Origin of the sequence: Amycolatopsis sp. NPDC004625 (assembly GCF_040609695.1) — a bacterium.
In the GTDB taxonomy this organism is placed as follows: Bacteria; Actinomycetota; Actinomycetes; order Mycobacteriales; family Pseudonocardiaceae; genus Amycolatopsis.
The window spans coordinates 1-18,580 of record NZ_JBEXKX010000014.1 but is presented as its reverse complement, the minus strand read 5'-3'; the positions used below and the strand labels follow the sequence as shown (position 1 = coordinate 18,580).

The 18,580-nt window shown below is 71.3% G+C and carries 16 protein-coding genes; 4 read left to right on the top strand and 12 right to left on the bottom strand.

What is annotated here, in order from left to right; translation table 11 throughout:
• The 5 genes from ABZW17_RS17860 to ABZW17_RS17840 all read right to left on the bottom strand — a co-directional run bounded on the left by ABZW17_RS17860 (position 1) and on the right by ABZW17_RS17840 (position 6,102).
• Entirely contained in the window at positions 1–831 is an 831-nt protein-coding gene (locus ABZW17_RS17860; protein ID WP_354814622.1) for a carbohydrate ABC transporter permease, read from the bottom strand.
• Positions 828–1,814 carry a sugar ABC transporter permease gene (locus tag ABZW17_RS17855; RefSeq protein ID WP_354814620.1) on the bottom strand — a complete coding sequence of 329 codons (987 nt, stop codon included), beginning with the start codon at positions 1,812–1,814 and terminating at the stop codon, positions 828–830. The genes ABZW17_RS17860 and ABZW17_RS17855 overlap by 4 nt, the downstream gene beginning before the upstream one ends.
• Positions 1,811–3,115: a sugar ABC transporter substrate-binding protein gene (locus ABZW17_RS17850; RefSeq protein WP_354814618.1), complete on the bottom strand. Its 1,305-nt coding sequence runs from the start codon at positions 3,113–3,115 to the stop codon at positions 1,811–1,813. Before ABZW17_RS17850 ends, ABZW17_RS17855 begins: the two co-directional genes overlap by 4 nt.
• Positions 3,116–3,449: 334 nt before the next feature.
• The gene (locus tag ABZW17_RS17845) at positions 3,450–5,264 is read right to left on the bottom strand and encodes a TIM barrel protein (protein WP_354814616.1); all 1,815 of its coding nucleotides are present in this window, start codon (positions 5,262–5,264) and stop codon (positions 3,450–3,452) included.
• Complete coding sequence (locus tag ABZW17_RS17840; protein WP_354814614.1) at positions 5,254–6,102, bottom strand: shikimate dehydrogenase; 849 nt, start codon at positions 6,100–6,102, stop codon at positions 5,254–5,256. Before ABZW17_RS17840 ends, ABZW17_RS17845 begins: the two co-directional genes overlap by 11 nt.
• A 111-nt stretch (positions 6,103–6,213) precedes the next feature.
• Between ABZW17_RS17840 and ABZW17_RS17835 the strand changes: the two genes are divergently transcribed.
• Both ABZW17_RS17835 and ABZW17_RS17830 read left to right on the top strand, forming a co-directional pair.
• Positions 6,214–6,858, top strand: a complete 645-nt coding sequence (locus tag ABZW17_RS17835) for a TetR/AcrR family transcriptional regulator (protein ID WP_354814612.1) — start codon at positions 6,214–6,216, stop codon at positions 6,856–6,858.
• Between the two features lie 137 nt (positions 6,859–6,995).
• Positions 6,996–8,303, top strand: a complete 1,308-nt coding sequence (locus ABZW17_RS17830) for an MFS transporter (protein WP_354814610.1) — start codon at positions 6,996–6,998, stop codon at positions 8,301–8,303.
• On the opposite strand, the gene ABZW17_RS17825 is transcribed toward ABZW17_RS17830, so the two are convergent.
• The 4 genes from ABZW17_RS17825 to ABZW17_RS17810 all read right to left on the bottom strand — a co-directional run bounded on the left by ABZW17_RS17825 (position 8,300) and on the right by ABZW17_RS17810 (position 12,011).
• Positions 8,300–8,641, bottom strand: coding sequence for a hypothetical protein (locus ABZW17_RS17825; RefSeq protein ID WP_354814608.1), 342 nt, complete (start codon positions 8,639–8,641; stop codon positions 8,300–8,302). The genes ABZW17_RS17830 and ABZW17_RS17825 overlap by 4 nt on opposite strands.
• Positions 8,642–9,385, bottom strand: a complete 744-nt coding sequence (locus tag ABZW17_RS17820; RefSeq protein WP_354814606.1) for an FHA domain-containing protein — start codon at positions 9,383–9,385, stop codon at positions 8,642–8,644.
• Positions 9,386–9,469: 84 nt separating this feature from the next.
• Complete coding sequence (locus ABZW17_RS17815) at positions 9,470–11,563, bottom strand: (Fe-S)-binding protein (protein ID WP_354814604.1); 2,094 nt, start codon at positions 11,561–11,563, stop codon at positions 9,470–9,472.
• Between the two features lie 31 nt (positions 11,564–11,594).
• Positions 11,595–12,011 (bottom strand): hypothetical protein, encoded by a 417-nt coding sequence (locus tag ABZW17_RS17810; RefSeq protein ID WP_354814602.1) that lies wholly within the window; start codon positions 12,009–12,011, stop codon positions 11,595–11,597.
• 221 nt (positions 12,012–12,232) lie between these two features.
• On the opposite strand from ABZW17_RS17810, the gene ABZW17_RS17805 reads away from it, so the two are divergent.
• Positions 12,233–12,895 carry a nitroreductase family protein gene (locus tag ABZW17_RS17805; protein WP_354814600.1) on the top strand — a complete coding sequence of 221 codons (663 nt, stop codon included), beginning with the start codon at positions 12,233–12,235 and terminating at the stop codon, positions 12,893–12,895.
• A 1-nt stretch (position 12,896) separates the two neighbouring features.
• On the opposite strand, the gene ABZW17_RS17800 is transcribed toward ABZW17_RS17805, so the two are convergent.
• The 3 genes from ABZW17_RS17800 to ABZW17_RS17790 form a co-directional block, all read right to left on the bottom strand.
• The gene (locus ABZW17_RS17800; protein WP_354814598.1) at positions 12,897–14,990 is read right to left on the bottom strand and encodes a diguanylate cyclase; all 2,094 of its coding nucleotides are present in this window, start codon (positions 14,988–14,990) and stop codon (positions 12,897–12,899) included.
• A gap of 84 nt (positions 14,991–15,074) precedes the next feature.
• Complete coding sequence (locus tag ABZW17_RS17795) at positions 15,075–16,172, bottom strand: alpha/beta fold hydrolase (RefSeq protein ID WP_354814596.1); 1,098 nt, start codon at positions 16,170–16,172, stop codon at positions 15,075–15,077.
• A gap of 78 nt (positions 16,173–16,250) precedes the next feature.
• Positions 16,251–17,582 carry a cytochrome P450 gene (locus ABZW17_RS17790; protein ID WP_354814594.1) on the bottom strand — a complete coding sequence of 444 codons (1,332 nt, stop codon included), beginning with the start codon at positions 17,580–17,582 and terminating at the stop codon, positions 16,251–16,253.
• Between the two features lie 121 nt (positions 17,583–17,703).
• Here ABZW17_RS17790 and ABZW17_RS17785 point away from each other — a divergent pair, with 121 nt between their 5' ends.
• A complete protein-coding gene (locus tag ABZW17_RS17785; protein ID WP_354814592.1) occupies positions 17,704–18,525 on the top strand; it encodes an SAM-dependent methyltransferase in 822 nt (273 codons plus the stop codon).
• Positions 18,526–18,580: the final 55 nt, after the last annotated feature.

Sequence of the window (18,580 nt, the reverse complement as noted above, 5' to 3'; positions counted from 1 at the left end):
CTATCCCTTCACGGCGCCGGCGGTCGCGCCGGACACCAGCTTGCGTTGCACGAGCAGGAAGAAGATCAGCGCCGGGATGGCGTAGATGACCGACGCGGCCATCACGCCGCCCCAGTCGGTGGCGAACGCCGTGCGGAACGACGCCAGCCACACCGGCAGGGTCTCCTTCGGCTTGTCCTGGATGAAGACCAGCGCGAACAGGTACTCGTTCCAGGCGGTGATGAAGCTGAACACCGACGTGGTGACCAGGCCCGGGCCGAGCAGCGGCAGCGTCACCCGGCGGAACGCGCCGGTCTGGCTGCAGCCGTCGATCATCGCGGCCTCTTCCAGCTCGTACGGGATCCCGTTGACGAAGCCGTAGAGCATCCACACCGTGAACGGCAGCGTGGTGGCGAAGTAGATCAGCAGCAGCGACGGCAGCGTGTTGAGCAGCCCGGCGTCCCGCATCAGCAGGAACAGCGGGATGAACAGGGCCGACACCGGCGCCAGCTGCGCCACCATCACCAGCACCAGGAAGCCCTTGCGGCCGGTGAACCGCAGCCGCGACAGCGGGATCGCCGCCAGCGTCCCGGCGACCAGCGCGCACAGCACCGACCCGACCGTGACGATCAGGCTGTTCATCAGGTAGGTCGGGAAGTTGTCCTTGCCCAGCGCGGTGGCGAAGTTGCCGAACGAGAACGACGTCGGGACGAGGTCGTACTTGGGCGAGAGGATCTCACCCGGTGTCCGCAGGGACGTGACGAACATCCAGTAGGTCGGGAAGAGGATCAGCAGCGCCACGACCACGCCGACGACCGAGAGCGCGATCCGCTGCGGCAGCGACTTCCTCACTTGAGATCACCTTCCGGGGTCCGGACGAGCAGCTGGATGTACCGGCCGGTGATGAGCGCGAGCACGATCAGCATCAGCGTGGCGATCGCGCCCGCCGCGCCGAAGTGGTTGCCCGCGATGCCCTTGAGGTACAGCACGACGGCCAGCGTGGTGCTCCCGCCGTCGGGGCCGCCCTCGCGGATCGCCCAGATCTGGGCGAAGGCGTTGAAGTCCCACAGCACCGACAGGAACGTCACCATGGTGGTGATCGGCCGGATGGCGGGCCAGGTGACCGCGCGGAAGGTCTGCCACGCACTGGCGCCGTCGATGCCGGCGGCTTCGTACTGCTCGCGCGGGACGCCGATGATGCCCGCGTACAGCGAGAACGTCACGAACGGGACGGCCTGCCACACGATGAGCAGCCCGATCACGCTGAGGGTGCTGGCGCCGCTGGAGAACCACGAGAACCCGATGAAGCTGTGGAAGCCGAGCCGGTCGAGGGTCTTGTTGAGGATGCCGTACTGCTGGTCGAAGATCCACTGGAACACGGTGGTCGTGGCGATGACCGGGGTGGCCCAGGCGAGCACCAGCGTGACCTGCACGATGATCCGCACGACCGGGTCGAGGTGGCGCATCAGGATCGCCAGCAGCAGGCCGCCCAGGATGGTCGCGGCCACGATGGCGGCGGTGAAGACCAGGGTCCGGACGGTGATCGTCCAGAATTCGGGGTCGGAGAGGGTGTTCGTGTAGTTGTCGAACCCGATCCAGATCGTCTTGCCGGAGACGAGCTGGCCGATGTCGAGCTTGCGGAAGCTGATCGCGAGCACCTGGACCAGCGGCCAGGCGAGCAGGACGAGAATCGCGGCGAGCGCGGGGAGCAGCAGCAGGTACGGGAGGACCCGGTCGCCGAACCGGCCCCGCCTGCGCCGCCTGACCCCCGGGTCGCGCGGCGATGCCGGCGGGGTCGCCCCCGCCGGCATCGTCACGTTCGCGGTCGCTGTCATCCGCCGATGAGCTTGTTCAGCGCTGCGTTGGCGTCGGCGGTCGCCTGGTCGAGCGTCTTCTTGCCGGTCAGGTACGCGGTCAGCATGTCCTTGACCGGGTTCTGGCCGGACTCCACGTCACCCCACTTGGGGCTGGCCGGCACGGCCTTGCCGTTGGCCGAAGCCTTCGCCATCACGCTGCCCAGCGGGTCCTTGTCCAGGCCGGTGAGGTCGGTCGAGGTGCCGGGCACGACGCCGGCGGCGGCGAGCTGGCTCTGGTACTTCGCGCTGGAGAGCAGCTTGATGTACTCCTTGGCCGCGGCCGCGTTCTTGCTGTTGGCCGGGATCGCCAGGTTCGAGCCACCCAGGAACACCGGGGCGCTCTGGCCGGCGGTCTTGCTCGGGATCGCGAACGCGCCGGTCTTGGCGGTCAGGCTCGGGTCGGTCTTCGCCGCCGTCGCCAGCTCCCACGGGAGACCGATCATCATGGCCACCTTGCCGGCGCCGTAGACGGTCGCCTGCTGCGGCTTGGCCTCGTCGGCGTCCTTCGGCGCCTTGGTGGCCGAGGTGTCGACGAGCTTCTTGTAGAAGTCCAGGCCGGCCTTGGCCTCGGGGGTGTCGAGGGTGGCCTTGTAGTTCTTGCCGTCGGCCTTGGCGATGTCACCGCCGTTGTCCCAGATGAACGACAGCAGCGCGTACCAGTTCTGGCCCGGCATGTACAGCGGCTGGAAGTCGGGGTCGGAGCCGAACTTCGTCTTCAGCTTGCCGATCGCGTCGATCCACTCGTCGTTCGACGTCGGCGTCTTGGTGACGCCGGCCTGCTCGAACATGTCCTTGCGGTAGATGACCTCGCGGTTGGCCGCGTAGAACGGGACGCCGTAGGTCTTGCCGTCGTAGGTGCCGGAGTCCGCGAGACCCTTCAGCCACTGACCGCCGTTGAAGCTGTCCTTGTCACCGGAAAGGTCGGTCAGGACACCGTCCTGCGACGCGAACGCGGCGGTCTGCGTGTTGCCGATCTCGATCACGTCCGGCGGGGTGCCGCCGGCCAGCGCGGTGGTCAGCTTCTGCTGGATGCCGTCCCACTGCTGGACTTCGTACTTGACCTTGACGCCGGGGTGCGCGGTCTCGAACTCCTTGTTGAGCGCGTCGGTCAGCGTGGCCGGCGCGGAACCCGTCATCAGCCAGACCGTGACCGTGCCGCTGAGCTGCGCCGGAGCGCCGCTCGACGAAGCCGCGGTGTCCGAGCCGCTGGAGCCCGCGCAGCCGGCGGTCGCGAGGGTGAGTGCGGCGGCGCCCGCCGCCAGCTTGAGCCAGCGTTTCACTCGATGCCGTCCTTTCCATGCCCGGCCACCGTGGCCGGGCGCCCCAAATGGTGTAGACCAATGTTGGGGTTAGAGTGGTACGTACCACAGGCCCTGTCAAGGCGGTTGCCGGAACGTTGTAAACCCACCGGGGAGTTGTACGAGCAGTAGCCGGGCGGTTACCGGCAAGCGGCGCCCGGGTGCCAGAAGTCGTCCTGATAGGAAGGCGTCCCGGCCGTTTTTCACCGCGGGGCAGCGGAAATCTTCGGCGGCCGCCGGTAGGCGGCACGACGAAAGCCGCCCCGGGAAAGGCTTCCCGGGGCGGCGGTTTCGCGGACGGCGTGGTTTTCGCTGGTCAGACGGCGGTTTTCGCGGGCGCGCCGGCGCGGCGGTGCGCGCGGTGGGCCGCCATCCGAACCGGGGCGTTGACCACCCCGTACCCGCGGTACCCGCCGATCCGCTGCACGACCTCGAAGAACACCCGCGCCCCGGCCAGCGCGGTGTAGAAGTGCAGGAACTCGCCACTTTCGTCCCGGTCGTACAGCACCGAGTGCTCGCGCAGCGCGGCCAGCCGCTCGGGCGGCAGGTCCAGGCGGGCGTCGAGGTCGTCGTAGTAGTTGGCCGGGATCGCCGGCAGCGGCGCCCCCGCGGCGCGCATCGCCGCGGCCGCCGCGAGGGCGTCCGCGCAGGCGAAGGCCACGTGCTGCGGTTCGGGCACCGCCGGCGCCCATTCGCCGCGGCGGACCAGCGCGCTGTCCAGGGTCAGCCGGACCTCCCCCGCCGCCACCGCGCGGCTGCGCACCAGCCCGAACGGCGCCGCGAACTCGGCCACCGGCGACGGCGTCAGCCCGAACACCGACCGGTAGAACAGCGCCGCCTCGTCGAAGTGGTCGAAGGGCTGGGTGAGGGCCACGTGATCGATTCCGAGGATCCCCACGCCGGCCGCCGTCTCGCCGGTCGGCACGAAGTCGTCGCGCCAGTCGTCGCCACCCCGGTCGTCGGCGCAGAGGAACACCTGGGTGCCGTCCGGCGCCTCGACCGACGCCAGGTCGGCCTCGCGCGGGCCGCGCACCCGCGGCAGGACCGGCGCGAGCAGCGCTTCCGCCCGGCGGGCCGAGCGGGCCGGGTCGGTGCTGGACAGGGCCACCGCGCCGACGGCGCCGTGCGCCGCGCCGCCCTCGTTGACCACCACCCGGGCGTCGCCCTGCTCCCACAGCTGCACCGGCTTGGTCCGGTGGACGCCGGTGCGTGCGAACCCCAGCGACGCCAGCATCTCGCCCGCGCCGGGGTCGGTGACGACCTCGGCGAACGCGTGGCCGGTCAGCCTCGGCGCGGCCGGCAGGTCCAGCACGCCGAGCGACTCCTGCAGGGCCAGCAGGGACCGCCGGGCGTCGACCGCGGCCGGGCGCGGGTCGGCCTGGCGGTACACGTCGTTGAAGACCTCCAGCGACAGCGGTCCGCGGTAGCCGGCGGCCAGCACGTGCCCGGTGAAGGCCGTCAGGTCGAAGTCGCCCTGGCCGGGGAAGAGCCGGTGGTGGCGGCTCCACGGCAGCACGTCCATCGGCAGGCGCGGGGCGTCGGCGAGCTGCAGGAAGAAGATCTTCTCGCCGGGGATCGCCCGGATCGGCGCCGGGTCGTGGCCCTTGGACAGGATGTGGAAGCTGTCGAGGCACACGCCGAGGGCGGGGTGCGCGGCGCGGCGCACGATGCGCCACGCGTGTTCGTAGCCGCTGACGTGCTTGCCCCAGGCCAGGGCTTCGTAGGCGATCCGCATCCCCCGCTGCCGGGCGAGCTCGGCCAGGGCGTGCAGCTGTTCGGCGGCGAGTTCGTCGTCGTCGATCGCGTCCGGGGAGACGGACGAGCACACCAGCACGGTGTCCGTGCCGAGCTCGGCCATGACGTCGAACTTGTGCCGGGCGCGGCGGAGGTTGGCCGCGTGGACGTCCGGCGGGACGGCTTCGAAGTCGCGGAACGGCTGGTAGAGGTCGATCGACAGGGCGAGGTCCGCACAGCGGCGGCGGATTCCGGCCGGACTCGACGGGGAGACCAGCAGGTCGTTTTCGAACAGCTCGACGCCGTCGAACCCGGCCGCGGCCGCCGCGGCGAGCTTGTCCTCCAGGGTGCCGGAGAGGCAGACGGTGGCGATCGCGGTACGCGGTTCAGGCGGCATGGGCGGCCTTCCCTTCCAGGGCGTCGAAATGCCGCAGCATCCGCGCCGGGTCCGGGTCGACCCCGGTGAACAGCCGGAACGACTCGGCGGCCTGCAGCACGACCATGCCGCCGCCGTGCAGCACGCGGCAGCCGCGGGCGCGGGCGGCGGCCAGCAGGGCGGTTTCCAGCGGCCGGTAGACGATGTCGGCGACCCAGAGTTCCGGGCGCAGCAGCTCGGCCGGCAGCGGCGAGCCGGGGTGGGCGGCCATTCCGGTCGGGGTGGCGTGCACCAGGCCGTCGGCGTGCGCGACCGCGGTCAGCTCGCCGGCGGCCGCGCGGCCCGCGCCGAACCGGCGGTTCAGCGCGTCGGCGAGCTGCTTGCCGCGGCCGGCGTCGACGTCGTGGATCGTCAGCCGGCCGGTGCCGAGCGAGAGCAGGGCGTGCGCGACCGCCGCGCCCGCGCCCCCGGCACCGAGCAGGACGACGTCGTCCAGCCGGACGTCCGGCAGGCCACGGCCGAGGCTGCGGGCGAAGCCGGTGGCGTCGGTGTTGTGGCCGACCGCGCGATGGTTCCGGAAGACGACGGTGTTGACCGCGCCGAGCGCGGCGGCTTCGGGCGACAGTTCGTCGAGGTGCTTGAGGATCAGCTGCTTGGCCGGGTGGGTGACGTTGAGCCCGTCGAACCCGGCGAGCCGCGCGGCGGCGAGGACGTCGGCGACCGGGCGGCGCAGGAGGTCGAGGTCCAGGAGGCGGTAGACGTAGCGGAGGCCGAGCTCGTCGGCCTCGCGTTCGTGCAGCGCCGGGCTGGCCGACGGGCCGATGCCCGAGCCGACGAGTCCGATCAGGTAGCTGGCCAAGCGTCGCCTCCGATTAATGTACGAACTAGTACGTTCACGGTAGCGTGGCGGCGGCTCGCGCGAAAGGGCTGGGCTAGAGTGGGCCCGTCGACCTGCAGCGGAAGGAGCCCGGTGGCCGCACCATCGTCGGAGGCCGAGCGCCAGCGCGACAAGGAACGCACGCGCGCCGACATCCTCGCGGTGGCCACCCGGGAGTTCGCGGACAAGGGCTACACCGGCGCCCGCGTCGACGAGATCGCCGCCCGCACGAGCACGACCAAGCGGATGATCTACTACTACTTCGGCGGCAAGGAACAGCTCTACATCGCGGTGCTGGAGCAGGCGTACTCCGCGCTGCGGGCCTCGGAGCAGCGGCTCGACGTCGAACACCTCGACCCCGAGGACGCCCTGCGCCGGCTGGCCGCGTTGACGTTCGACCACCACGAGGCCAACCCGGACTTCATCCGGCTGGTCAGCATCGAGAACATCCACCGCGCGGAACACCTGTCGCAGTCGGAGATCCTGGCCGGACTGGCCGACCCGGCACTCGGCGCAATCACGCGGATCCTCGAGCGGGGCCGGAAGGCCGGCCTGTTCCGCGAAGACGTCGACGCGCTCGACGTCCACATGGTCATCAGCTCGTTCTGCGTGTTCCGGCTGGCGAACCGCCACACGTTCCAGGCGATCTTCGGCCGCGACATGCTGGACCCGGGTCGCCGGGAGCACTACCGCGCGATGCTGGGCACCCTGCTGATCGAATACCTGACCGCGCGCTGAGCTGCGCGCTCCGCCCGGCGAAAAGGATCTCTTGACACCCGGGGTCCGGTCTCGCACTCTCTATTAACTAACTAGACCGTACATTGCTTCCCGTCGCAGTCTGCGCAACGAAGCACGGACGTCAGGAGCCCCTCCCCGTGACCGGATCGATGCCCCGCAAGGCGGCGCTGGCCGCCTGGATCGGCAGCGCGCTCGAGTACTACGACTTCTTCATCTACGGCACCGCCGCCGCGCTCGTGTTCGGCAAGGTGTTCTTCCCCGCCTCCTCCCCCGCCACCGGCACCCTGCTCGCCCTGGCCACCTTCGGCGTCGGCTACCTCGCCCGGCCGGTCGGTGCGTTCGTGCTCGGGCACGTCGGCGACCGGTTCGGGCGCAAGCGGGTGCTCGTCTTCACCCTGCTGCTCATGGGGCTCGCGACCTTCTGCGTCGGCTGCCTGCCGACGTACGCGAGCGTCGGCGTCCTGGCCCCCGTGCTGCTGGTCGTGCTTCGCCTGCTGCAAGGGCTTTCCGCGGCCGGTGAGCAGGCCGGTGCCAACTCGATGTCGCTGGAACACGCCCCGGAACACCGGCGCGCCTACTTCACCAGCTTCACCCTGAGCGGCACGCAGGCCGGGCAGATCCTGGCCACCGCGATCTTCCTGCCGGTCGCCGCGCTTCCCCAGGCGGACCTGCTGACCTGGGGCTGGCGGGTGCCGTTCTGGGGCAGCGCGCTCGTCGTCGTGGTCGGGTTCGTGATCCGGCGCAAGCTCGAGGAGACGCCGGTGTTCGAACGCACCGAAGTCGCGAAGCTGCCGGTCGCGATCCTGTTCCGCCACCACTGGGCCGACGTCCTGCGCGTCGTCGTCGCGGCGACGATCGCTTCGGTGAGCACGATCTTCACCGTCTACGCGCTGAGCTACGCGGTCAACACGATCGGCCTGGCCCGCACCCCCATGCTCTGGGTCGGCGTGCTCGCCAACATCGTCGCGCTGGCGGCCATCCCGCTGCTGGCCGGGCTCGCCGACCGCGTCGGGCGCAAGCCGGTGTTCATCGCCGGCTGCCTCGCCTGCGGGGTGCTGATCTTCCCGTACCTGTGGTCGATCTCGATCGGCTCGTACGCGCTGCTGTTCGTGCTCGGCATCGTGCTGTTCGGGGTGGCCTACTCCGGGGTCAACGGCGTCTGGCCGGCGCTCTACGGCGAGATGTTCACCGCCCGGGTCCGCCTGTCCGGCATGGCGATCGGCACCCAGATCGGCTTCGCGGTGGCCGGCTTCGCCCCCAGCGTGGTGGCGGCGATCGGCTCCGGCAAGGGCGACTGGCTCGGCGTCGCGATCTTCACGGCGGCGGTGTGCGCGCTGGCGGCACTCGCCGCGGCGACGGCCCGGGAGACCTACCGGGTGCCGACCGCGGAACTCGGCGGCCTCGCGCCCGCGGCACCGAAAGTCGCGTCCACTGTAGACGGTTAGAGCGGAACGCCCACCGCGGCGGCGAGGGCCCGCACCGCGGTCCAGAGCCCGGCGCCGGCGGTCGCGAGGCCGCCGGCGTCCCGGAGCAGGTCGCGGACCTTCGCGCCCGCTCCCCGGCCGCCGCGCACGACGTCCCGGTCGACCTCGTCGAGGGCGTCGTGCACGGCGTCCTTCGTGGCCGGCGGCAGCCGGGCCGCGTCGAGTTCCGCGCGGACCGCCCGCACCAGCGCCGCGACCTGCCGGGCGTCGAGTCCACTGTGGACGACGTTGATGTCGCCGTGCACGGCGTTGTTGACCGTCCCGGCCCGGACGTCGCCGTGGAAGTGGATGCCGTCCACCTAGCGCCTCCCGCCCCGGTGCCGCGCCGCCTTGGACAGCACCAGCCCGATCGTCGCGACCACCCCGCCGAGCCCGAACAGCGCGAAGCCCACCGCGCCCAGGGGCACGCCGCCGAAGACGTCCGGGCCCAGCAGCGACGGCGGGGTGTCGAAGCCGGCGCGGGAAACCGCCTTGGCGAACCGGAAGATCACCGACGCCCAGATCGCGAACCCGGCCAGGACCATCAGCAGCCCCAGCACCATGACCGCGCGGCCGGCGCCCCGCCCGGTGGCCAGTTCCGAGATCAGCTGCCCCTCGGGCGTGCTGAATTCGTAGTGCCGCCGGTTGTCGTAGCTGTGGTTGACGTCCCGCCCGGCGTTGTTGATCGTCCCGGCCGACACCTCACCGAACGAGACGCCCCCGGAGCGCTGCCACGTCCGGGTGGCCGCCACCGACGACGTCCCGTCGGAGTAGACCGCGGTGATCGGGCCGAACTCGAGCCGGTCGCCGTGGCGCAGCGGGTGGTCCTGCCCGGCGCCCAGCTGCCGCCCGTTGAGCCGGGTCCCGTTGCGCGACCCGGCGTCGGACACCCAGGTGCCCCGCCCGTCCCGGCGGATCCAGGCGTGCCGCAGCGACACCTGGTCCGAGTACAGCCGCAGGTCCGCCTCGGGCCCCCGCCCGACCAGCCACGAACCCCGCCGGACGGCCAGCCGCGCCACGGCCCCGTCGAGCGTCTCGATCCTCGCCTCAGCCTGTCCGGCCATCGGCCCTCCTCCCGCCGTACGGCGTCTTCGCGAAGGAAGAGCCGTCCGGCGGGCGGGCAGATATCGGGCGAACGGGTGAACCGGTCAGGGTTTCGGGGCCGGCGCCTTGACCCGTTCCAGGAGCAGCTGGGCGACGTCGCGGACGTCGACGTTCTCCGCCTTCTGCTCGCTCTGGCGCTGGACCAGGCCGTCGGTCAGCATCACGCGGCAGAACGGGCAGCCCGTCACGATCGTCTCCGCGTCCGTGGCGATCGCCTCGTCGACCCGCTCCAGGTTGATGCGCTTGCCGATCTGCTCCTCCATCCACATCCGGGCGCCGCCCGCGCCGCAGCACAGGGCGCGGTCCGCGTGGCGGGGCATCTCCGCCAGGGACGCGCCCGTGGCGCCGACCAGTTCGCGCGGCGGGGTGTAGACCTTGTTGTGGCGGCCCAGGTAGCACGGGTCGTGATAAGTGACCTTCGGGCCGTCCTCGACCGGTTTGACCGGGGTCAGCTGTCCGCCGCGGACCAGGCGGTTGAGCAGCTGCGTGTGGTGGACCACCTCGTAGTGGCCGTCCAGGTCCGGGTACTCGCGGCTCAGCGTGTTCAGGCAGTGCGGACACGTCGTGACGATCTTGCGCAGCCGCGGCTCGCGGCCTTCGAACACGGCGTTGAGCGTCTCGGCCGTCTGCTGGGCCATCATCTGGAACAGGAACTCGTTGCCCGCGCGCCGCGCCGGGTCGCCGGTGCAGGACTCCTCGTTGCCCAGCACCACGTACTTCACCCCGGCGATGTGCAGCAGCTCCGCCGTGGCGCGGACGGTCTTGCGCGCCTGGTCGTCGAACGCGCCCGCGCAGCCGACCCAGTAGACGTACTCGACGTCCTCGGCCAGCTCGCCGTCGAACACCGGGACGTCGAAGCCCAGGTCCTTGGTCCACGCGAGCCGCTCGGAGTTGTTCTGGCCCCAGGGGTTGCCCTTGGTCTCCAGGTTCTTGAACAGCCCGCCCAGCTCGGTCGGGAACGCCGACTCGATCATCACCTGGTAGCGGCGCATGTCGACGATGTGGTCGACGTGCTCGATGTCCACCGGGCACTGCTCGACGCACGCGCCGCAGGTGGTGCACGACCACAGCACGTCCGGGTCGATGACGCCGCCGTCGTCCGCCGGGCCGACCAGCGGGCGCGCCTCCTCGTGCTCGGTGCCCGCCAGGATGTAGGGCGCCTCCTCGAACAGGTTGTCGCGCAGGTTCATGATGAGGAGCTTGGGCGACAACGGCTTGCCGGTGTTCCACGCCGGGCACTGCGACTGGCAGCGGCCGCACTCGGTGCACGTGGCGAAGTCGAGCATACCCTTCCAGGTGAAGTCGCCGATCTTGCCGCGGCCGAACGTGTCGTCCTCGCCCGGGTCCTCGAAGTCGATCGGCTTGCCCGCGGACTCCATCGGCAGCAGCGGGCCGAGCGCGTCCGGCAGCCGCTTCGCCGAGACGTTGATCGGCGCGACGAAGATGTGCAGGTGCTTGGAGTAGAGCACGATCGACAGGAACACCAGCATGACGCCGATGTGCAGCAGCAGGCCGACCGTCTCCAGCACTTCGGTCGTCGAGTGGCCGAGCGGCTCCAGCAGGTTCCCGACGCCGAGCGAGACGTACGCGCCGTTGTCGTAGGGGAAGTTGCCGGACGCCGAAGACGCGCCGCGGAAGAAAAACATCGTCCAGACGACGTTGAAGATCATGATCAGGATCAGCCAGGCGCCGCCGGTGTGCGAGCCGTAGAAGCGGGACGCGCGGTCCTTGCGCTCGGGGGCGTTCCGGATCCGGATGATCGTGAAGACGCCGAGCGAAACCGCCACGGCGACGGCGATGAAGTCCTGCAGGAACCCGAGCACCGCCCAGTGGCCGATCCACGGGATGGCGAACTTCTCGTCGAAGAGCGCGCCGTACGCCTCGAGGTACACCGAAGCGAGGATCACGAAGCCCCAGAACGTGAAGAAGTGCGCCAGGCCGGGCACCGACCACTTCAGCAGCTTGCGCTGGCCGAACACCTCGCGCACCTGCGCGAAGACCCGGGCGCCGAGTTCGCCGGACCGCTTGGCGTCGGGCTGGCCGGCTTTGATCAGCCGGTAGAGGAACGCGACCCGCTTGCCGGCGACGGCGAGGCCGACGACCGTCATGAGCAGGCCGAGGATGAGACGAACGAGCACGAGTCCTCCGCGTCGTGATGGAAGGACCGGCTCAGTGCGAGCCGGTGTAGTACCGGCACGCCTGGCACGCGTACCGCATCTTCGCGACCCGCCAGCGTTTCCGGTACAGATCGAGGTCGGGCGACCGCCGAACGCCGAGGCGCTGGTAACGCCCGGGCCGCCGGCCGGTTTCGTACTGCTCGGTCGCGCGGCCGAGGTGGGCGCGCCGGAGCGCGCACCCCCGCGTCCGGCAGCGGCCGAGCGCGCTGCGGCAGAACCGGTGCAGCAGCACGAGGTCGCCGGTCAGTTCTTCGACCACGCCGTAACCCGGGTGGTCGCCCGGCCCGGCGAGCCGCACCGGCAGCCCGCAGTACACGCATTTGAGCGTGCAGGTGAGGCAGCCGGTGAGGTGCCGGATCCGCAGTTCGCGCCGGTCTTCGGAGCCGGGTCCCCGGACGCGCGACGCCATCTGGCCTCCTGGAGCGACTGTGATCGGCACCACTGTCTGCTACTGGAGGGTAATGAGGAGATCACTTCACGCGACAGGACCGGACGGCCTAGTTGCGTTGGACTGTTCGGCGCAATTTTCGAGACAAGGATCACCTTACTGTCCGTAGAACGGACGCTCAACACCGTGAATCGTACGTTCGGCCCTGCTGCGCTCTCCGTGTCCCCCGCCACAATCCGGACATGACCTACCACCCGGTTCCCTACCGGCCCGCCCGGCTGCCCGACGCCGAAGCCCTCGCCCGGGCCGCCGCCCTGCGGCAGCGCATGGAGGCGCGGCGCTCGGTCCGGATGTTCTCCCCCGACCCGGTTCCCGAACGCGCGGTGCTGGACGCGATCGCGGTGGCCTCGACCGCCCCGAGCGGCGCCCACCAGCAGCCGTGGACGTTCGTCCTGGTCACCGATCCCGCGGTGCGCCGCCGGATCCGCGAAGCCGCCGAAGCCGAAGAACAGCTCTCCTACGACGGCCGGCTCGGCGACGAATGGCTCGCCGCCCTGCGACCCCTCGGCACGGACGCGGTGAAGCCGCACCTGACGGACGCGCCCTACCTGATCGTGGTGTTCCAGCAGCGGTTCGCCCTCGACGGTGACGGCGGCGTCCGCAAGCACTACTACGTCGACGAGTCGGTCGGCATCGCGGTCGGCATGCTGCTGACGGCGCTGCAGGTGGCGGGCCTGGCGGCGTTGACGCACACGCCGTCGCCGATGCGGTTCCTCGGGGAGCTGCTGGGCCGTCCCCGCAACGAAAAGGCGTTCGCGGTGATCCCGGTGGGCTACCCGGCCGACGACTGCGTCGTGCCGGACCTGCACCGCAAACCCCTCGACGAGGTGCTCGTCCGGATCTGACTCAGCAGGACGGCAAGCCGCCCGGCGGCTCGGGGAACGCCGGCCCCGAAACCAGGTCCGCACCCCGTTCCTGCCACCACTGCGCCTGTCCGGCCGTCTCGACGCCGTCGGCCGACACCGAAGCCCCGGCCGCGTGCGCCGCGTCGACCAGCGCCGACAACGTGCCCCGCACCAGCGGGTGGTCCCGGCGGGCCACCAGGTTCGGCGCGATCCGGACCGCGCGCACCGGGAACTCGGTGAGGCAGGTCGCGTCGCCGAAGCCGTGGATCTCCACCGCGACACCGATTTCCGCCAGCACCCGGATGTTGTCGGCGGCGTCGGCCGTGAGCGCCGCGGCCGGGAAGCCGGGACGCAGGCGGTCCGGCGGCAGGCCGGTGTCGTCCAGGACGCGGCGGATTTCGCCGACCAGTTCGGGATCGGCCGCCTGCGGCACGGTCAGCTCGACCACGAGCGGCACGCCGAGCCCGGACGCCGCCAGCCGCTCGGCCGCCGTGCGCAGCAGCCAGGTGCCCAGCGGCAGCGCCAGCCCGGTCTCCGCGGCCAGCCGCACGCACGTCTCGTGCGCCAGCACGCCTTCGCCCGGGTGGCGCCAGCTCAGCCGGGCCTCGACGCTCTCGGCCGAGCCGTCCGCCGGGCGCACCAGCGCGCGGAAGCCGACTTCGACCTCGCCGTTCTCCCACGCCCCCGCCATCGCCGCAGCCAGGCCGAAGTCGTGCCGGTCGCGCCGATCCAGCTCGCGGTCGAACAGGCCCCACTGGTTGCCGGTCCGCCGCACGCGCCGCAGCGTCAGGTCCGACGCCCGGAGCAGTTCCGCCGGCGTGACGTCCCGCGGCGGCCGGTGGACGACGCCGATGGCGGCCGACACCGCGACGCCGTGCTGCCCGTCGACGTACTCGGGTTCGGCGAACTCGTGGGTGATCCGGCGGACCAGCGTCACCACGTCCGGGGTGTCCGCGGTGTTCTGCACCAGAACGCCGAACTCGTCGCCGCCGAGCCGGGCCACGAGCGCCTTCTCCGGCTCGAAGACCGTCTTCAGCTTGGCGGCGACCCCGCGCAGCACGCGGTCCCCGAGCTCCTGGCCGAGACCGCCGTTGATCCGCGAAAAGCCGTCGAGATCGAGGTGGAAGAGCGTGACCCCGCGCGACGGGTCCGCGTCGCGCAGCAGGGTTTCCAGGCGGGTGCTGAAGAACTGGCGGTTCGGCAGCCCGGTCAGCACGTCGTGCAGGGCCTGGTGGCTCAGCCGCCGCTGCAGCAGCGACACCTCGGTGTCGTCGTCGACGAGGGTGAGCACCTGCCGGGGCGTGCCGACCGCGTCCCGGATCACCGACGCGGCGAAGGTGGCCCACATCGGCTCGCCGTCCTTGCCGACCAGGCGGCGCCCGGTGCGCAGCCGGTGCAGCCGGCCCGCCACCAGGTCGCGGTAGCCCTCCCGCAGCTGTTCGACGTCCTCGGGGTGGACGAGGTCGAACAGGGTCAGCGCGGCGATCTCCGCCGGGGTGCGGTTGAGCGTCTTGGCCAGTGCCGCGTTGGCCCGCAGCACCCGGCCGTCCAGCTCGGTGAGCGCGACGCCGCTGGCCGAGCCGGCGAACACCTCCTCGAACTGCGCGCGGGTGATCACCTGCTTCTGCCGCGTCTCCTGCTCGACCTTCAGCAGGGCGCGGCTGAGGCCCTCCTGCCGCTTCTGGATGTCTTCGCGCAGCATCTCGCCGTAGCCGGAGCTCAGCGCGCCGAGCACCAGCACGACCCGCTCGGAAAGGCCGTCGACCCCGCGCAGCTCCGGCTCGCGCAGCAGCGCCTTGGCCAGCACCTCCAGGCTGCGCCGCAGGCTGTCCGCGCCGACGCACCGCAGCTCGACGAGCCGCCCGCCCGCGGCGGCGGCCGCCTCGAGGTCCGGCGGATCGCTCACCACCGCCTCGAACAGCCGGCCGGACAGCGCCGCCAGCTCACGCTCGATCTCCTCCGGGGTGTGCGGCAGGTAGGCCGTGGTGCTGATCAGGTAGCCCCACTTGCGCGCGAGCGTGCCGAGCCGGCGCGCCGCGCGTTCGGCGGAGGGTTTCTTCCGCGGGCCGTCGCCGCGGGGATGCGGAGCAGTCACTTGAGGCTGTCCCAAAGTTCAGTGCACACACCGGTTCGGGTTAACCGATATATCTTGGCCCGGAATTGCGCGGGACGCACGGGTTCAGTTTCGTCCGATCGAGTGATAACCCTGCGGAGCGATGCCCAGCCGGTCCTGCAGCCACGAACGGGTGGCACTGCGGTATTCGCCGGCGTTTTCGTGCAACGCCACGGAATGCCCCGCCCCGGGCAGCACGTACACCGACAACTTCGAAGGGTCGGCGTAGTAGGGCGCCTCCTGCGCCCGTAACACCGCGGCGTCCGAACAGTCACGCAACGCCAGCACCCCGCAGAAAAGGACGTCCTTTTCCCCGACCACCTGGAAAACCGGTACGGAGATTCCCCACGTCGACGGCACCACGATGCCGAACAACGCGACCGTGCCCATCCCCGGCACCGAAACCTGGTCCTTGGTCGCCTCGTCCGCGGCGATCACGCCGGGGTCGGCGTCGTCGGCGGCGTAGAACAACCCGGCCCGCGCGCCGGGCTTCGTCGTGAAGTACAGCGGGTCGCTGCCCAGGGTGCCCAGCCGGCTGTCGAGCATCGCCGGCTGCAGGCCGAGCGCCGCGCCGAGCGCGAGCACGGGCAGCGCGGGCAGGTGCGTGATGCCGGTGAGGACGACACCGTCGACGTCGTGGTAGGTCGACGCCTCCACCGCGACGACCCCCGACCCGACCGAGTGCCCGACGATGACCACCTTCGCGAACGGCGCCCCGCCGGCGCGGCCGGCCCGCAGGTGGCCGATCACCTCGTGCATCGACTCCGCCTCGGCCCAGACCGACAGCGGCAGGCTCAGCGGCCGGCTGCTGCGTCCCGCGCCGAGCTGGTCGACGGCGAAGGTCGCGTAGCCGTTCGCGGCCATGTCGCGCTGGTAGGAGTAGCGCTCCGGCTCGTACGGCAGGTCCCAGTACGCGCTGTTGTACGTGCCGCCGTGCACCAGCAGCTGGACGGTGTCCGGCACGTCGCCCGCGGGCAGGCACAGCCGGCCGTGCACGGTCGCCGGGGCGCCGGGCACCAGCGGCGGCAGACCGGGGCCGGTGACCGGCAGGTCCGTGTCGGTGCAGGAGATCGCGACGGCCGCCGCGGGCACCGCCGCGGTCAGCGAAGCGAGCAGGACACCGCAGGCGAACAACGCCGACGTCAGCTTGAGCGGCCGTCTCACGCCGTAGTTCCCTTTCTTCGGGCACAGCTGGCTGTTCGGGACCCGGGAACACTACACCCGGTAGTGGGACAGGTACCGTCAGGTCCGGCGGGGCACCACGGTCATCGGCAGCCGGTTCGGCTGCATCGTGGCCTTGATCTGCGCGTACACGCGCTGGCCCGGCACCGGGACCAGCCGCCAGCGCGCCCCGATCGTGGCGGCGACGATGCCGATCTCCGTCGGCGCGAACACGTGCCCCGGGCACAGCCGGGCGCCGGCGCCGAACGGGATGTACGCGCCCTTCGGCAGTTCCGCGGCGCGGCCGGGCGCCCAGCGGTCCGGGTCGAAGCGGTCCGGATCGGGGAACCAGCGCGGATCGCGGTGCAGCGTGTGCTGGCTGACGGCGACCTCGCTGCCCGCCGGGATCGCCACCCCGCCCAGCTCGACGTCCTCCCGGGCGCGGCGCATGAGGATCAGCGGCGGGGTGCGGCGGACGACCTCGTTCACGATCTGGTGCGTGTAAGGGAGATCCGGCAGGTCCTCGAAGGTCGCGGGGCGCCCGCCGAGGACCTCGTCGACCTCGGCGTGGAACCGGCGTTCGACCTCCCGGTGCTGCCCGAGCTCGTGGAAGAACCAGGCCAGCGCGACGGCGGTGGTCTCGGCGCCGGTGGTCAGGATGGTGATGACCTCGTCGTGCACCTGCCGGTCGGACATGCCTTCGCCGGTGTCCTCGTCGCGGGACAGCAGCAGCATCGAGAGCAGGTCGCCGTGGTCGGTGCCGTCCTCGCGGGCCTTGACGACGGTTTCGCCGATCACCTCCCGCAGGCGCGCGGCCGCGGCGTCGAAGCGCCGGTTCGGCGGGATCGGCAGCTTTTCGACGAAGGCCGGTGAGAACGCCCGGACCAGCACGTACTTGAGCATGACGGGGATCGAGCGGCGGATCTCCGCGAGGGCCTCTTCGCCGAGCGCGGTGGAGAACAGCGTCTGCCCGGCGATGGTCAGCACGAGGTCCTGCATCCGCTGGTCGAACTGGACGACCTCGCCGGGGTGCCACGAGCTCACCAGGTCGTCGGCCAGCTTCGTCATGGTGTGCTCGGCGTAGCCCGCGATCCGGGTGCGCCCGAACGCCGGCATCACCAGCCGGCGCTGGCGGCGGTTGAGCTCGCCGTTGGAGGTGGCCAGGCCGTCGCCGAAGAGCGGGCGCATCTTGTCGAAGACCAGGCCCTTGTCGAACCTGTCGGCGTCGGTGGCCAGCACCCGCCAGGCCAGCTCCGGGGTGGTGACCACGTGCACCGGCAGCGGGCCGAGGTGGATTTTGACGACTTCGCCGTACGAGGAGAGGGAAGTGAAGAACTTCAGCGGGTCACGCAGGAGGGGCACCGAGTGCCCGAGCACGGGCCGCCGGCCGGGAACGGGACGCGGGATCGTCATGGCCTCGTCTCCTCGTGACCGGGACACCTTAGCCGGGCGTCGCATCCGCGGAGCGCGAGTCCACACGAACGGGTGAGGGGGCTAAGCTTCGCCGCCAAAGTCCGCGAGGGTGGGAGGTCCCGTGACCGGAGAGCTGAGCTGGGTACCGCCGGAGATCGACACCACGGTGCCGAACCCGGCCCGGGTGTACGACTTCTGGCTGGACGGCGACCACAACTTCGCCGCCGACCGCGCGCTCGGCGAGCAGATCCTGACGATCATGCCGGGCATCCGCGACGCGGCCCGCCTCAACCGCGCCTTCCTCCGCCGCGCCGCCCGGTACATGGTGCACGCCGGGATCCGGCAGTTCCTCGACGTCGGCTCCGGTATCCCGACCGTCGGCAACCTGCACGAGATCGTCCAGCAGGCCGATCCGTCGTGCCGGGTGGTGTACGTCGACCGCGAGCCGGTCGCGGTCGCGCACAGCGAGCTGTTGTTGCAGGGCAACGACAACTGCGCGGTGCTCCAGGCCGACCTGCGCGACGTCAACGACATCTTCGACGCCGGACCCGCCCGCCGGTTGCTCGACCCGGCGCAGCCGACGGGCGTGTTCATGTTGCTGCTGCTGCACTTCGTGCCCGACTCGTGGGACCCGGCCGCCATCCTCGCGCGCTACCGCGACCGCCTCGCGCCGGGCAGCTTCCTGGCGGTCACGCACGTCGCGGCGGACTCCGGGTCGGCGGGCCTCGACGAGGCGATCGAGGTGTACACGCACCAGCAGAACCAGCAGAACCGGCCGTTCCCGCGCACGCACGACCAGGTGCTCCGTTTCTTCGACGGCTTCGACCTCGTCGAACCGGGCCTGGTCGGCTGCGCGATGTGGAACCCCGAGGGCGCCGGCGACATGTCCGACAACCCGTCGGTCAACTCCCTGCCCTACGCGGGCGTGGGCCGCAAACCCTGACCCCTCCCCGCGTCGTGAGTGGTAAGGCGGGTTAGAACCCGCCTTACCACTCACG